This is a genomic window from Flavobacterium pectinovorum (assembly GCF_006438875.1).
In the GTDB taxonomy this organism is placed as follows: Bacteria; Bacteroidota; Bacteroidia; order Flavobacteriales; family Flavobacteriaceae; genus Flavobacterium; species Flavobacterium pectinovorum_A.
Window position 1 is genome coordinate 104,509 of the sequence record NZ_RCZH01000014.1, and the last position, 14,736, is coordinate 119,244.

16 protein-coding genes are annotated in these 14,736 nt (G+C 32.8%); 14 read left to right on the forward strand and 2 right to left on the reverse strand.

What is annotated here, in order from left to right; all coding sequences use genetic code 11:
* The first annotated feature begins 11 nt into the window (after positions 1-11).
* The 8 genes from EAH81_RS19575 (at position 12) to EAH81_RS19610 (ending at position 4,330) form a co-directional block, all read left to right on the forward strand.
* Positions 12-461 carry a protease complex subunit PrcB family protein gene (locus EAH81_RS19575; protein ID WP_140510338.1) on the forward strand — a complete coding sequence of 150 codons (450 nt, stop codon included), beginning with the start codon at positions 12-14 and terminating at the stop codon, positions 459-461.
* Between the two features lie 75 nt (positions 462-536).
* Positions 537-884, forward strand: a complete 348-nt coding sequence (locus tag EAH81_RS19580) for a hypothetical protein (RefSeq protein WP_140510340.1) — start codon at positions 537-539, stop codon at positions 882-884.
* Positions 877-1,158, forward strand: a complete 282-nt coding sequence (locus EAH81_RS19585; RefSeq protein ID WP_140510342.1) for a hypothetical protein — start codon at positions 877-879, stop codon at positions 1,156-1,158. The genes EAH81_RS19580 and EAH81_RS19585 overlap by 8 nt, the downstream gene beginning before the upstream one ends.
* A gap of 37 nt (positions 1,159-1,195) precedes the next feature.
* Positions 1,196-1,612 carry a hypothetical protein gene (locus EAH81_RS19590; RefSeq protein ID WP_140510344.1) on the forward strand — a complete coding sequence of 139 codons (417 nt, stop codon included), beginning with the start codon at positions 1,196-1,198 and terminating at the stop codon, positions 1,610-1,612.
* 225 nt (positions 1,613-1,837) lie between these two features.
* Complete coding sequence (locus tag EAH81_RS19595) at positions 1,838-2,329, forward strand: hypothetical protein (RefSeq protein WP_140510346.1); 492 nt, start codon at positions 1,838-1,840, stop codon at positions 2,327-2,329.
* Position 2,330: 1 nt separating this feature from the next.
* The gene (locus EAH81_RS19600) at positions 2,331-2,888 is read left to right on the forward strand and encodes a YdeI/OmpD-associated family protein (protein ID WP_140510348.1); all 558 of its coding nucleotides are present in this window, start codon (positions 2,331-2,333) and stop codon (positions 2,886-2,888) included.
* A 25-nt stretch (positions 2,889-2,913) separates the two neighbouring features.
* Complete coding sequence (locus tag EAH81_RS19605; RefSeq protein ID WP_140510350.1) at positions 2,914-3,330, forward strand: hypothetical protein; 417 nt, start codon at positions 2,914-2,916, stop codon at positions 3,328-3,330.
* A gap of 100 nt (positions 3,331-3,430) precedes the next feature.
* The gene (locus tag EAH81_RS19610; protein WP_140510352.1) at positions 3,431-4,330 is read left to right on the forward strand and encodes a PhzF family phenazine biosynthesis protein; all 900 of its coding nucleotides are present in this window, start codon (positions 3,431-3,433) and stop codon (positions 4,328-4,330) included.
* A gap of 37 nt (positions 4,331-4,367) precedes the next feature.
* On the opposite strand, the gene EAH81_RS19615 is transcribed toward EAH81_RS19610, so the two are convergent.
* Together EAH81_RS19615 and EAH81_RS19620 are read right to left on the reverse strand one after the other, a co-directional pair.
* Entirely contained in the window at positions 4,368-5,498 is a 1,131-nt protein-coding gene (locus tag EAH81_RS19615) for a DinB family protein (protein WP_140510354.1), read from the reverse strand.
* Positions 5,499-5,657: 159 nt separating this feature from the next.
* Positions 5,658-5,885 carry a CDGSH iron-sulfur domain-containing protein gene (locus EAH81_RS19620; protein WP_042563543.1) on the reverse strand — a complete coding sequence of 76 codons (228 nt, stop codon included), beginning with the start codon at positions 5,883-5,885 and terminating at the stop codon, positions 5,658-5,660.
* A gap of 1,202 nt (positions 5,886-7,087) precedes the next feature.
* Here EAH81_RS19620 and metG point away from each other — a divergent pair.
* The 6 genes from metG to EAH81_RS19655 all read left to right on the forward strand — a co-directional run bounded on the left by metG (position 7,088) and on the right by EAH81_RS19655 (position 14,726).
* Positions 7,088-9,145, forward strand: a complete 2,058-nt coding sequence (metG, locus tag EAH81_RS19625; protein WP_140510356.1) for a methionine--tRNA ligase — start codon at positions 7,088-7,090, stop codon at positions 9,143-9,145.
* A 571-nt stretch (positions 9,146-9,716) separates the two neighbouring features.
* Complete coding sequence (locus tag EAH81_RS19635) at positions 9,717-9,992, forward strand: hypothetical protein (RefSeq protein WP_140510360.1); 276 nt, start codon at positions 9,717-9,719, stop codon at positions 9,990-9,992.
* Between the two features lie 271 nt (positions 9,993-10,263).
* The gene (locus EAH81_RS19640) at positions 10,264-11,769 is read left to right on the forward strand and encodes a hypothetical protein (RefSeq protein WP_140510362.1); all 1,506 of its coding nucleotides are present in this window, start codon (positions 10,264-10,266) and stop codon (positions 11,767-11,769) included.
* Positions 11,770-11,775: 6 nt separating this feature from the next.
* Entirely contained in the window at positions 11,776-12,663 is an 888-nt protein-coding gene (locus tag EAH81_RS19645) for a DMT family transporter (protein ID WP_140510364.1), read from the forward strand.
* Positions 12,664-13,389: 726 nt separating this feature from the next.
* Entirely contained in the window at positions 13,390-14,097 is a 708-nt protein-coding gene (locus EAH81_RS19650; RefSeq protein WP_140510366.1) for an HAD family hydrolase, read from the forward strand.
* Entirely contained in the window at positions 14,097-14,726 is a 630-nt protein-coding gene (locus tag EAH81_RS19655; RefSeq protein ID WP_140510368.1) for a chloramphenicol acetyltransferase, read from the forward strand. The genes EAH81_RS19650 and EAH81_RS19655 overlap by 1 nt, the downstream gene beginning before the upstream one ends.
* Positions 14,727-14,736 lie beyond the last annotated feature (10 nt).

Genomic DNA, 14,736 nt, shown 5'->3' on the forward strand with positions numbered 1-14,736 from the left:
AAACCAAAATCATGAAACAGATTATTACCCTTTTTAGTATTCTATTTTTGCTAACAGGCTGCAGCAATAATGATGATTCAAATTCATCAGAAGTAAAATATTCCGTAATTCTTCAGGGAGATCATTTTAACGGAGATTATAACAATCCAAAAGCCAATCTGGTTATAAAAGATCAGGTTGAATGGAACAAATTACTTTTAAAATTCAATTTCATTACGAATGCAAATGTAATTTCTCCTGATCTTACTGTCGATTTTACCAAATATCAGATGATCGCCGTTATTGACGACGTCTATAATTATGGCGGATATTCTATAGATATAACCAAAATCATAGAAACCAATAGTAGCATTTTCGTTAAAGTTGAATACTTAAAACCCGGCGGAATTAATACTGTAATTACCCAACCTTACCATATTGTTAAAATTCCGAAGACGAATAAAAAAGTAGTTTTCAAATAAAACCTACAAAAAGTGTTGATTTTTAATCTGGTCATAAACAATATGATATAACTTTACAGTTTAAACACAACAACTATGAGAACCATTATAATTGCAATTATTTCACTTTTATCTTTTTCAATGCACTCGCAAAACCGATACGAATTGCAAGATCAGGGAAAAGACAAGTTTTATCTTTCTGATTTCATTACACAAATGGCAGATAGAAAAATAATTAAAACCGAACCCATAATTGTTATTGATGGAAAACCTTATCGTTTTCAGGATTTAGAAAAAGAGAAACTTCCTTTGTATAAAAATCAAATCGAAAAAATAACTCTGCTGGACAGAGAAAAGGGAATCGCTATTTATGGAAATTTTGCCGAAGGTGGAGTTGTAATTGTAACCACAAATAAAAAAGAGAATTCTGGCAGCCATGAATAATGGATCTAAAAAACTGACATTATTCTTTGTCTTTGGAATACTTTCGATTATTGCAGGGATAATTTATGCTATAATTCTAATCAACGGAAATTCGGCAGAAGATGGATTAATGGGAATTTATATTTTGTTTGGTTTGATTCCGGTTGGATTTATCATACTTATTGATCGTTTTCTGGTTCGGAAATTCGGAAATCAGAAAGTGAATAAAGTTCAATTTTCTTTTCTTTCATTTATTGTACTTTTATGGGTTATAAGAGCGATTGCGAATTTGTAATTATTTAATATTTTCTAACAAATAATGGATAAAAAACATGACTAAACAACATTTTAAACACGTAACTTTATCTTTTATTTTAATATATATCTGGATTTTATACAATTTCTTCGCCTATTATAATGGATCAATGAGTTCGCTAACGTTGTTTTTTAATTTTTTAGCCTTTGTTGCGCTGGCAACAGGAGTTGGAATTTTATTACTTTTATTGAGAATTACTTTCTTTAGAAAAAGCAAACAATTTCAGCTTAAAAATAATTTCTTTTACACTTTTGTTGGTCTGTTTAATCTCAACTTATCAATTATTTGGATTATTTCTATCACCATGAAAATGATCAATTTAGATTTTGAAGGACTATCTTATGTTTTAGGAAATGTGATAATTGCAATTTTTATTTTAGTTGATTTGTATTATTTTAAAGAAAAACCTGAAATCGAAATAATTAAAATTTAAACTTCCTTAATGAAAACATTTTTAAATTTTTCCAGAAAATTAATTAGCTTCATTTGGTTGCTTTTGACTGTTATTGTGATTTTCTTTTTAATACAACAATTTACGAATCCTGGAATTAAAGGAATATCTAATTATGATTTAAAGCTTTATCTAAAATTTACTCTCTGTTTTGCTTTTATATTTATTTCCTTAAAATTTTTTGCAAGCAAACTAAAATCGTCCTAAATGACATTATTATCATACAATAATTGCAAAATTGAAATAACTGAAGAAAAAATTGAATGCGAATATTTATACTTGGCTAATCGAACAATAAAGTGGAAAATAGCTTTAGCCGAAAAAATAATATATCAATTAAACTCAAAAGAAGTAATTCTTCTCCCTCAAGAAATCAAGGAATTTCAATTTGAAATACTAGATATATCTCATAAAGCTTTAAATTTAAGCCAAGAAGCAGCAATCTATTATTTAAAAAAAGAAGAATCAGAACCAATAGAATTTTTTAGATTTTGTGTGATCGAGGAAACAAAATTAAGTAGTCAAACAAAATCATATGAGTACGCAAATGAAGTGTTAAAAATTATATCCATGAAATATAATATTCCATTTTCATTTAAGTATTATGTTGAAACCAAGAAAAAAAGAAATGCTTTGTCCTATTTTTTTGTAGTGATAATTGTTTCTATTTTAATCGCAATAATATCACGACATTTATAATATGATTCCAACCTTCTTCCCAACCCAGGAAAAATTCAGAGAATGGTTAGAAAAGCACTACCAAAAAGAAACCGAATTATTGGTTGGTTTCTATAAAGTGAGTACCAAAAAACCATGTATGACCTGGTCAGAATCTGTAGATCAGGCGCTTTGTTTTGGCTGGATTGATGGTGTTCGCAAATCTATTGATGAAGAAAGTTATACGATCAGGTTTACACCAAGAAAGAAAACCAGTATTTGGAGCGCCATAAACATCAAGAAAATCGAAGTACTTACAAAAGCCGGACTGATGAAAGAATCCGGAATAAAAGCTTTCGAATTCAGATCTGAAGAAAGATCTAAAATTTACTCGCATGAAAATGAAGCGTATGTTCTCGATCCTGAATTCGAAAAGCAATTTAAAGCCAATAAAATAGCTTGGGAATATTTCAACAATCAGGCACCATCGTACAAAAAAGTAATCATTCATGTAATTATGAGCGCCAAACAAGAAAAAACAAGAATTTCCAGATTGGAGAAAGCCATAAAATTTAGTGCTGAACAAAAACGAATGTTGTAAAAATTAGAAAAATAGCATACTAAATATGGAGATTTTAATCAAAATAATATCATTTGCGTTATTAGCCGCTTTAATCATTTTTCCAATATTGATATTAAATTTATTAAATAAACGAAAAGTAAAAAACGCATTTATTCCCTATTTCATTAGCAGTTTGATAATCACTTTCTTTTTAGTTTTGGTTATTGCCTGGTGGTCTCACTTTTCAAACAAACTTCTTCTTTCGCATTACGGATATAATTTTGAAGGCATGGATGACATCGAAAGGTTTAAAAATGTCGCACATGAAAACTTAGAAAAAGTAAAAACCTTAAGAATAAGTGTCATGGGAATTGGATGGCCCGTAAAAGTGCTCTTCTTTTATCCAATTTATTTACCGTCCCTTTTGATAATATACTTTGGCAGTTATTTTTACAATAAAATAAAACAAAAAAGTAAGTAAAGTTGACTTTTTCTTTGCGTTCTTTATAGTACTTTTATAAAATATTTAGGAGTAATACCACTATTTGCAAAAGTATTTTATCATCTAAAAAAGATAAACAATGGAAAAAAGAACCACATTACAATACTACGTTTTAGATGTATTTTCTAATACAAGTTATAAGGGAAACCCATTATCGGTTGTTTTTACTGACGGTGATTTAGAATTAGAAGTTTATCAAAACATTGCAAAAGAATTTGGTTATTCTGAAACCTCATTTGTTTATTATTCCGCAGCACAAAAAGCCCTAAATGTTCGTTCGTTTACGCCTATAGGTTTTGAAATAGATGGAGCAGGACATAATTTATTAGGAGCCGTTTGCGGGGCATTACTTAAAAAACTACCCATATTTGAGGAACAAGACGAAACGAACCGTTTTGTAATGATGAAAAATGCTCCAATACCGTTATCGGTAAGTTTTGACCCTGTTACGCAATATCCTGTTGTACAAATGCATCAAAAACCGGCTGTGATCAAACAAGAAATACCTACTTACAAAATTGCAGTGGCACTTGGTTTAAAGATTGAGGATTTAGACAGTAATGATTTTGTTCCTTCGGTGGTGCAAACAGAAGTTACACATACAATGGTTCCAATAAAAAACAGTCAATTACTCAATGATTGTGTTCCGGACAATAAACTTTTAATCGAAATTTCGAAAGAATATCAAGCCGAAGGTTTTTATTGTTTTGCAATGAGTCAAAATGAAGATCATTTAGTCGAAACCCGATTTTTTAATCCAATAATCGGAATAAATGAAGATCCTGCCACGGGAACAGCCGCTGGTCCGTTAATTGGCTTTTTGACCCAAAAAAAATGTGCGAAATTAAATAAAGAATACAAAATCCTGCAAGGTGTTAAACTCAATCAACCTTCATTAATTGAAGTAATGTGCAGAGAAAATGATATTTTGGTTGGCGGTTCTTCTATTATTACAATGAAAGGTGAACTTTATGTATAAAGAAAGAGCTGCGTTATGCAGCTCTTTCTTTATACATTTATTTCTTGATTTCTTGTGGCAATGTCTTTTTTTGCTCTGGCGGAATTCGCTTCTTTAAAAACAAAATCTGTCCTAAGTGACTCGACTGATGTTCCATAACATGAAACCAGCAATATTGATTTGTCCAGTCGTATCTGGTCTGAACTTCGGCAAACCATGCATCGTCTCTTTTCTTTAATTCTGAAATGGTTTTTGCTCTAACTTCATTATATATATCCAAATAATACTGTATATCATGACCTTTAAATTCGTCACGTCCGCCTTGATCTAAATCTAAAGCTTTTTGCCATATCTTCTTTTCTTCTTCATTAAAACCTCGATTTTCAAAAGTAAAAACCTGGTAATATTTTTCGGCTGCAGCCAAATGCATTACTAATGCGCCAATTCTATTTGCTTCGTCATCATGCAAATAATCAATTTCATATTGACTCATGTTCTTAACCGTTCGTTCAACACGAGCTTTAAGATCTTCGAGCATCGAAATCATATCGCCAATTTTTGGCGAAGCTCCGTCAACATTTCCAATTCTCGCTTCTTGCCTTGGTTTTATGCCGCTTCCTTCCATCAATAAACTAACTTTTCCGTCTGCACTTGATTTATCCGAAGTGATTTTATATTCTTTAACTTTGACAACGGCATCTTTAGATATTCCGAAATCCCATTTAGGGATATTTCCGTCTTTTACTGTAGTTTCAAAACTTGAATTTAAAACCGCTAAAGGCTCAAAAACACCTTTATCATTTTCGATAAGTAATTCAAATTTATCAAAATAGAATTTTCCGTTATACAAACACAAACCTCCAAAACTTAATGATTTGCTATTTGCATCGATTGTTCCTTCGACCGTGTAGGATTGCCATTCTTTTGATTTTACCGGTCTGTCACTCATATTGTCGAAAAAACCGTCTTCGTCATTTTTAGTATCCACGCGCGCCCAAACTCCAGCCCAGGATTTTGGTTCTCTAGTTTCTACTTTAATGGAAGCGATTACTTTAAATTTTTTCTTTACAGAAGTTTGAATCGCAATTGTCTGATTGAAAGAAGTCCAGTCGCTCGAAACAACTTTTTGTGTTTGAGCCTGCGCAAAAACAAAACTCAAAAACAGTACTAGAAGTGGTATTTTTTTCATTTTCTATTTTTCTTACAAATTTCTGTAAATATATATTCTTTTTCTAAGAATTTCTGTTAATTATCATTCGAAAATTCTTTCAAAAACAAAAATATTGGAAACAAAAAAAGCTGCATCAAACGATGCAGCTTTTGTATGATAACCTAGAGAATAGATTTCTTAGTTCGTTTTCATTGGTGGTAAGTCAAACGCGATTGAATCGTGTTCGAAGTTATTACGATGTCCACCATCGCAAAAAGGTTTGTTTGCAGATAATCCGCAACGGCAAAGTCCTAATGCAGATCTTCCTTGAAGCCCATAAACTGTTCCTTCTGAATCCATGATTTCGAAATCGCCTTCTATCTTGATAGATCCATTTTTATTGATGATTAATTTTGTCTTGCTCATAAAATTTGCTTTGTTTTTTCAGGGCAAAGATTGCAAAATAAATTTCGAAGATTTTAATTGAAGTGCTAGTTTAAACTGGTTCTATTTTATGGGGTTATTTCACAGAGTAGCACGGAGAAAAAGCGCAGAGATTCACAAAGGTTTTTGTTTATAGGGACGAAATAATCTCGCAAAGGCGCAAAGGTTTAATATATACTTTTGACTGGACTGAGGTCCAGCCCACAATATCTTTCGAGCCTAAAGCTCTCTCGAAAAAGTTCCGCAGGAACCATTTATTTTGTAGGGCTGGACTTCAGTCCAGTCTAAGATATGCATTGCCACAACAACAAATAGACAACGTAAATCACACAAGAAGCTCCGTATCTAAAATCGCTAATCTTTGTCGAAACTGGACTGAAGTCCAGCCCTACAATATCTTTCGAGCCTAAAGCTCTCTTGAAAAAGTTCCGCAGGAACCATTTATTTTTAGGGCTGGACTTCAGTCCAGTCTACGATATGCATTGCCACGACAACAAATAGACAATGTAAATCACACAAGAAGCTCCGTATCTAAAATCGCTAATCTTTGTCGAAACTGGACTGAAGTCCAGCTCTACAATATCTTTCGAGCTAAAGCTCTCTAAAAAAGTTCCGCAGGAACGATTTATTTTGTAGGGCTGGACTTCAGTCCAGTCTACGATATGCATTGCCACGACAACAAATAGACAATGTAAATCACACAAGAAGCTCCGTATCTAAAATCGCTAATCTTTGTCGAAACTGGACTGAAGTCCAGCCCTACAATATCTTTCGAGCTAAAGCTCTCTTGAAAAAGTTCCGCAGGAACGATTTATTTTGTAGGGCTGGACTTCAGTCCAGTCTACGATATGCATTGCCACGATAAAGAATAGATAAAACCGGGTTTTTTTAGCCCCGATAGAAGTGAAAATCCTTTTGCTTTTTTCTTTAAAAAGCAAAAGATTGTAACGGATAGCGGGATTAGCTCCTGAAAAATATTAAAGAAAGTTAATTATTGAAAATTAATCTCGCGCAAAGACGCAAAGTCGCAAAGTTTAGAACTTATTTTCTTTGCGACTTTGCGTCTTTGCGCGATTAATTCACATTTGATAAAACAGATTCTCTGTGCTTTTTCTCTGTGAAACTCCGTGGAATAACAAAATCTCAATTCTATTGCTTATTTTTGCACTCAATAAAATTGAGTTATGATACAAAATCCAAAGAGATATACTATTACGGCAGCATTGCCTTACACCAACGGACCTATACATATTGGACATTTGGCGGGGGTTTACGTGCCTGCAGATATTTATTCGAGATATTTACGTTTGCAAGGAAAAGACGTTGCGTTTATTTGCGGAAGTGATGAACATGGCGTTGCAATTTCGATGAAAGCCAAAAAAGAAGGAATTACACCACAAGAAGTTATTGATAAATATGACGGAATTATTAGAAAATCATTTGCTGATTTCGGAATTTCGTTTGATAATTATTCTCGTACTTCGGCTAAGATTCATCATGATACGGCTCAGGAATTCTTTAGAAAACTGTATGATAATGGTGATTTTATTGAAGAAATAACGGAACAATTGTACGATGCAAAAGCAGATCAGTTTCTGGCAGATCGTTTTGTGGTTGGAACTTGTCCAAAATGTGGCAACGAAGGAGCTTACGGAGACCAATGTGAAAATTGCGGATCGACTTTGAATGCGACGGATTTGATTAACCCAAAATCGACAATTACGGGAGAAACTCCGATATTGAAATCTACAAAACACTGGTTTTTACCTCTTGACAGATATACTGAATTCTTAACAGAATGGATTCTTGTTGGGCATAAAAACGACTGGAAACCTAATGTTTACGGACAGGTTAAATCTTGGGTTGATGGCGGACTTGAGCCTCGTGCAGTGACGCGTGACCTCGATTGGGGAATTGATGTTCCGGTTGAAGGTGCCGAAGGGAAAAAACTATACGTTTGGTTTGATGCACCTATCGGATATATTTCGTCTACAAAAGAATGGGCTTTGCGCGAAGGAAAAGACTGGGAACCATATTGGAAAGATGAAGACACAAAACTGGTTCATTTTATTGGGAAAGACAATATTGTTTTTCACTGTATTATTTTCCCTGCGATGCTTAAAGCCGAAGGAAGCTATATTTTGCCGGACAATGTTCCTGCAAATGAGTTTTTGAATTTGGAAGGAAATAAACTGTCGACTTCTAAAAACTGGGCGGTTTGGTTACATGAATATTTAGAAGAATTTCCGGAGAAACAAGATGTTTTGCGTTATGCATTAACTTCAAACGCTCCTGAAACTAAAGATAATGATTTTACCTGGAAAGATTTCCAAGCGAGAAACAACAACGAATTAGTTGCAATTTTCGGGAATTTCATTAATCGTGTTGTGGTTTTAACCAATAAATATTACAACGGATTTATCCCAACGCCAAATGAATTATCTGAAGTGGACGAAAATACTTTGGCAGAATTAAAAGCGTATCCGGCCGTAATTTCAAGTTCGGTGGAGCGTTACAGATTCCGTGAAGCATTGGGCGAATTGATGAATGTGGCTCGTTTGGGAAATAAATATCTTGCCGATGAAGAGCCTTGGAAAGTAATGAAAGACAATCCAGAGCGTGTAAAAACTCAAATGTACGTGGCGCTACAAATTTCAGCTGCCTTGAGCATTCTTGCCGAACCGTTCTTGCCTTTTACTGCGGCGAAATTATCGAGAATATTGAAAAATGAAGGTAAATTGAAATGGAATGACGTTTCTGAAAATTCAGAATTGATTCCGGAAGGTCACCAAATTAGTGAAGCTGAATTGCTTTTTGCTAAAATCGAAGACGAAGAAATACAAAAACAAATAGAAAAATTGGAAGCTACAAAAACTGCAAATCTTGCCGAAAACAAACAACCGGAACCTCAAAAAGAATTAATTCAATATGAGGATTTCGCCAAAATGGATTTACGTGTAGGAACAATTATCGAAGCAGAAAAAATGCCAAAAGCAAACAAACTTCTAGTTCTGAAAATTGATACCGGAATTGATGTTCGCACAATTGTTTCGGGAATTGCTGAGAGTTTTTCGCCAGAAGAAATCATTGGAAAACGTGTTACGGTTCTTGCAAATTTAGCGCCAAGAGCTTTACGCGGAATTGAAAGTCAAGGTATGATCTTAATGACAACAAATACTGAAGGTAAATTGGTTTTTGTAAACCCAGATACTGATGCACCAAATGGTGAAACGATAAACTAAGATTTCGATAAAACAATAAATAAGAGAAAGTTATCAGCCTAAAACATCTGGCTGATAACTTTCTTTATTTAAATGCGTTTGTATAAATAATCATACTCAATTTACACAATCTGAGAATAAATCTTTAATTTTAATCATATTAAATAAGTAATATGGACTTGAATTTTCTAAATACTCTTCAAACTATTTTTGATTCATCAGAACAAGAATTCTATGAAGTGTCAAATGATCAAAAAATAGCAATTGAGAATAGTCGTATAGAGATCGAGAATGGAAATTTTCACAAAAATGAAGATGTTATTTTAGAAATGCGACAATGGTTAAAAAATAAATAGTTGATCTTCTTCAAAAACATGTAAAATAAGAAATTTCTCATATTTTTTCTTTTTAGCCGAGTTTTTAGTCGTATATTCGTCTCGACAAAATTTTAGAGACTTTAATAAAAAACTTATTAAAAGTTAACATAAGCGAACCCTCGCCAAGGTGCTGGAACAGGAAACTGTCCTTAATCTATTCTCTGAATATTTTGTCACACCTAAAGCGAGGGTTTCGTGCGTTTAATATTTTCGATATGACAAGAGAAAATCAAAAACCATCAGAAAATGATGTAATGCAAGCAATGGCAAAATTTCTATCAGACCTTTGGTTTGAAGATGACTTTAGGGATCAACCGGAACATTTGTCCGAAATTTTCGAGACAATTCTCCTAACCGAAATGGGCGATGACCAAGATCTCCGAATCAAAATGGTAAGTTCGATTAGAACCAGTAAATTGTTGGCAAATGCGATTGGTTCTTTTTCGGATATGGAAATCAACAATGCCTGCAAGAAAATCATGAATGCATAATACCACTCAAAAACAAATTTAGTCCTAAATTTTATATTAATTATAATTTTGAGATGTGCCGTTAGGTACTAAATGTTGGTAGAATAAAATACGAATTTAAATAGATGTAGCGTGCCGTAGGTACGCAATGGGAAACGTTTTGATGCGTACCTACGGCGCGCTATTTTTTTTCAATTGATATTTTCTACCAATGTTTAGTGCCTAACGGCACATTTTCTTTTTTTGCAAAAGAAAAAATAAGATCTTCGTAAAAATTAAATACCATCAAAAAATGATAAAAAAAATACTTTTAGCCTCTTTATTTTTCAATAGTTTATGCTCTTTTTCACAAGACATTGTAAAAGAATTTGATCTGAAATTAGAAAAGAAAAGAGACTTTTTTCAAGTAGTTAATGAAGATAAAAAAGAAGTTATTCTGTTTTTGAACGACAAAGAAAAGGTTACCTCTATAAGATTTGATGAAAAGTTTAATATTATAGATTCGTTGACTACTGCAAGGCCAGAAAAAAAATACGATAATATCATTGGATATAGTCAAAAGGATAATAATTATTTTCTTTTTTGGGCATCAGAAAACAGAAAAGAAATCAATTCACAATATTTTAATTTTACTAAAAAAGAAACCAAAACAACTTCAATTAATCTCGAATTAAAAAAGGAAAAAATAGTTAAAGAGCTTACCATAAACAATGTCTTTTATCTAATTACTATTGTTAAAAATACAAGCATTTTAAAATTTTATATTTCTAATAATGATGGAAATCTAGATACAAAAACAATCGATTTGTCAAATTTGCAATTTCACAATGAATCTGCAACTGAAGTAAACTTATATACGGCATTAACAGGAGAGTCATCTGATATTTTCATTCAGAATATAAGCACCGACAGTCCGCCTTCGTTATCATTGAGCTCAAAACGATTTAAAGTTTACACATACAAAAATGACGAAATTATTTTTACAATGGATAATAATACTTTCTCAACAGATATCTTAAAAATTAATCTGAATGATTTTACTGGAGATTTAAAATCAATTCAGCAGCCGGCTGTAGCAAAGGGAGCATACGAATCTATTACATTTAAGTCGAATTCATTTTTAATAGATGATAAAATTCTTCAAATCAAAACTAATCCCCAAGTTTTATTTCTGACTATGAGCGATCAAAATGGAAATAAAATTAATCGGTTTATAGCTACAAGAGAAGAAGAAATTACATTTAAAAACTCAGATGTTTTTCAGGAAATAAAAAGTATTCATAATAAAAAGGTTCTCGAAAAACCAAAACAATTTATACGAAAAATTAACAACTCTAATCCTGGAATATCATGTTATAAGCTAAATGGTTTATATTATACGGTAATTGGAAGTTCTCAAGATATAGCACGTGCAGGAGGAGGAGGTGCAAGAATGGGAATGGGTGCTGGAGTTGGCGGTGGTTTTGGTGGAGCTGGTTTTGGTGGAGCTCCTATGTCTTTTGGTTTTTCATCAAGCTACACTATTGGAAATTTGATTTCTTATAAAGATAAGAATGTTGTTTATACAAACTGTTTGTTTGACTCCAGTTTTAATCATTTAGATAGTAAAATTGAAACCTCAGCATTTGAAAAAGCCAGATTATTTTTAGAAGAAAACGAAGACGTTAGTCAGGGTGTTTCTATTTTTGGCAGGGATCTATATAAAGATTTAATTGTTTTTAAATTCAATACCACTTTGTATTTAGGAAGTTATAACAATCAGAATAAAAAATATCAAATTTTTAGTTTTTCAGAATAATCACAAATGAAAATTACCAAACCAAGACTAGCCTTAATCTGCGGAATACTTTGTATTTCGATATTCCCGATATTGATAAAACTTAAATTAGCACCTGGATTAATTTCGGCTTTTTATCGAATGACTTTTGCGGTGATTTTACTTTTACCATATATGCTTATCACAAAAAGCTTCAAACTGCCAAAGACAAAATTCTTGCTTCTTGCGGTACTTTGCGGCATTTTATTCTCATCAGATGTTGCCGTTTGGAATATCGCCATTCAGGATTCAAGCGCGACTCAGGCTTCGTTGTTGACGAACTTATCTCCGCTTTGGGTTGGGATTGGTTCTTTCTTCTTTTTGAAAGTAAGACCCGCAACCAATTTCTGGATCGGAACCGTCGTTTCTTTATTCGGGATGATTACTTTGGTCGGTTTTAGCTTTTTTATGGATTTGAATTTTGATCAGGCTTTTCTGTTTGCTGTTTTGTCCGGAATATTATATTCGATTTATCTTTTAGTGAGCAAAAAGGTACTTTCAGATGTCGATGTTTTATCGTTTATGACGATTAGTTTATTGGCATCGAGCATTTATTTAGGAATTCTTTGCTACTTTTTAGATCAGCCTTTTACCGGATTCTCAGATACAGGTTGGTTAGTACTGATTTTGCAAGCTGTAATTTGCCAATTGTGTGCGTGGCTTTCTATCAGTTATGCCACACAACATATGCGTGCAACAAGAGTTTCGCTAAGTTTATTAAGTCAGGCTGTAATTACATCTGTTTTAGCTTGGTTGTTTTTGGAAGAACAAATAACTTTACAAATGGTTTTTGGTGGAATCATTTTGCTTCTTGGAATTAGAATTACGTTTTATGATAAAACAATCTCGTTTAAGAACTTGTTTGCGAAGAATTAGGATTGAGAAATGGCACGCAGATGTCACGGGTTTAAACGGATTTACGCGGATTGATTTTAAAATAGTTTGTGAAATTTGTGGCAAAAAAATAGTTTCACGCAGATTTTGCAGATTTAAGTAAATTAACGCAGATTCTTTTATTTAATCTTTTTAATCATCTAATCTGAGGCAAAAAATTTGTCGAAATTTGTGTAATTTGTGGTAAAAAGTTCTCTCGCAGATTTGGCAGATTGAGCAGATTCTTTTAAAAATAATTCGTGAATTTGTGGCGAAAAAATAGTTTCACGCAGATTTTGCAGATTTAAGCAAATTAACGCAGATGCTTTTATTTAATCTTTTTTAATCATTTAATCTGAGACAAAAAATTCGTCAAAATTTGTGTAATTTGTGGTAGAAAAGTTCTCTCGCAGATTGAGCAGATTGAGCAGATTCATTTTAAAATAATTCGTGAATTTGTGGTGAAAAAAATAGTTTCACGCAGATTTTGCAGATTTAAGCAAATTAACGCAGATTCTTTTATTTAATCTTTTTAATCATCTAATCTGAGGCAAAAAATTTGTCGAAATTTGTGAAATTTGTGGTAAAAAGTTCTCTCGCAGATTTGGCAGATTGAGCAGATTTAAAATAATCCCTTTAATCATCCTAATCTGTGGCAAAAAAAAATTCGAGATAATTCGTGTAATTCGTGGCTAAAAAACCTGAAACTAAAAAAACAACATCTTTATTATGTTACATAAAAGCAAAATACCCAATTTAAAAGTAATCGCATTTGATGCTGATGATACTTTGTTTATCAACGAACCTTACTTTCAGGAAACCGAACACAAATTTTGTGCTTTGATGGAAGATTATCTTTCGCATCAGGGAATTTCGCAGGAATTATTCAAGATCGAAATCGAGAATTTACCTTTGTATGGTTACGGAATCAAAGGATACATTCTTTCGATGATTGAAGCGGCGATGAATATTTCGAACAATACAATTCCGATTGAGGTGATTGAAAAAATCATTCAATACGGAAAAGAATTACTGGAGAAACCTATCGAGCTTCTTGACGGAATCGAAGAAACATTGCAATCGCTACACGGAAAATATAAATTGGTTGTTGCCACAAAAGGCGACTTAAAAGACCAACACAGTAAATTGCACCGTTCTGGTTTAGGTCATTATTTTCATCATATCGAAGTAATGTCAGACAAACAAGAAATAGATTATCAGAAACTACTGGGTCGTTTAGACATTCAGCCTCATGAATTTTTAATGATCGGAAATTCTTTAAAATCTGATGTTTTGCCGGTTTTAGAAATTGGAGGTTATGCCGTTCATATTCCGTTTCACACTACTTGGGAACACGAAAAAATTAGTCACAAAGTAGAACATGAACATTTTAGTTCATTCGAAAAAATTACCGAAGTCGTTCAGAACTTATTATAATGAAAACACTTTTAGATTTAGAAAACTGGAATAGAAAAGAGCATTTTGCACATTTCAACAGAATGGAAGAACCTTTTTTTGGAGCCACTGTCGAGATTGATTGCACAAAAGCATATCAAACGGCAAAAGACCTCAAAGCTGCTTTCTTTATTTATTACTTACATAAAACCCTTGTTGCTGTAAATTCAATCGAGAATTTTAGATACCGAATTGCCAAAGACAAAATTTATATTAATGACCGAATTGATGCCTCGGCAACAATTGGCCGTGAAGACGGTACTTTTGGATTTTCATTAATCGAATACAATTCAGATTTTAAGATCTTCGAACAAAATGCGTTAAAAGAAATCGAACGAATTCAAAACACAACCGGACTTTTTACAAGATCGTTTGATGACGATAATGTCATACACTTCTCGGCAATTCCGTGGTTAAACTTTACTTCGCTTTCACACGCCAGAAGTTTTACTTATCCAGATAGTTGTCCTAAAGTCTCATTTGGTAAAATGATCACTTCAGAAACCGGAAAAAGAACAATCGCTATGTCAGCCCATGTTCATCATGGTTTAATGGATGGTTTACACTTAGGGCAATTTGTTGATACGCTACAGGAATTAATGAACAGGTAAGAAAACTGTT

Bases quoted from the DNA above. Each gene is read 5' to 3' on its own strand.
- EAH81_RS19645 (WP_140510364.1), top strand. From the start codon at position 11,776: ATGAAAATTACCAAACCAAGACTAGCCTTAATCTGCGGAATACTTTGT.
- EAH81_RS19610 (WP_140510352.1), top strand. From the start codon at position 3,431: ATGGAAAAAAGAACCACATTACAATACTACGTTTTAGATGTATTTTCT.
- EAH81_RS19620 (WP_042563543.1), bottom strand. From the start codon at position 5,885: ATGAGCAAGACAAAATTAATCATCAATAAAAATGGATCTATCAAGATA.
- EAH81_RS19640 (WP_140510362.1), top strand. From the start codon at position 10,264: ATGATAAAAAAAATACTTTTAGCCTCTTTATTTTTCAATAGTTTATGC.
- metG (WP_140510356.1), top strand. From the start codon at position 7,088: ATGATACAAAATCCAAAGAGATATACTATTACGGCAGCATTGCCTTAC.
- EAH81_RS19650 (WP_140510366.1), top strand. From the start codon at position 13,390: ATGTTACATAAAAGCAAAATACCCAATTTAAAAGTAATCGCATTTGAT.
- EAH81_RS19595 (WP_140510346.1), top strand. From the start codon at position 1,838: ATGACATTATTATCATACAATAATTGCAAAATTGAAATAACTGAAGAA.
- EAH81_RS19605 (WP_140510350.1), top strand. From the start codon at position 2,914: ATGGAGATTTTAATCAAAATAATATCATTTGCGTTATTAGCCGCTTTA.
- EAH81_RS19655 (WP_140510368.1), top strand. From the start codon at position 14,097: ATGAAAACACTTTTAGATTTAGAAAACTGGAATAGAAAAGAGCATTTT.
- EAH81_RS19580 (WP_140510340.1), top strand. From the start codon at position 537: ATGAGAACCATTATAATTGCAATTATTTCACTTTTATCTTTTTCAATG.
- EAH81_RS19585 (WP_140510342.1), top strand. From the start codon at position 877: ATGAATAATGGATCTAAAAAACTGACATTATTCTTTGTCTTTGGAATA.
- EAH81_RS19590 (WP_140510344.1), top strand. From the start codon at position 1,196: ATGACTAAACAACATTTTAAACACGTAACTTTATCTTTTATTTTAATA.
- EAH81_RS19635 (WP_140510360.1), top strand. From the start codon at position 9,717: ATGACAAGAGAAAATCAAAAACCATCAGAAAATGATGTAATGCAAGCA.
- EAH81_RS19600 (WP_140510348.1), top strand. From the start codon at position 2,331: ATGATTCCAACCTTCTTCCCAACCCAGGAAAAATTCAGAGAATGGTTA.
- EAH81_RS19615 (WP_140510354.1), bottom strand. From the start codon at position 5,498: ATGAAAAAAATACCACTTCTAGTACTGTTTTTGAGTTTTGTTTTTGCG.
- EAH81_RS19575 (WP_140510338.1), top strand. From the start codon at position 12: ATGAAACAGATTATTACCCTTTTTAGTATTCTATTTTTGCTAACAGGC.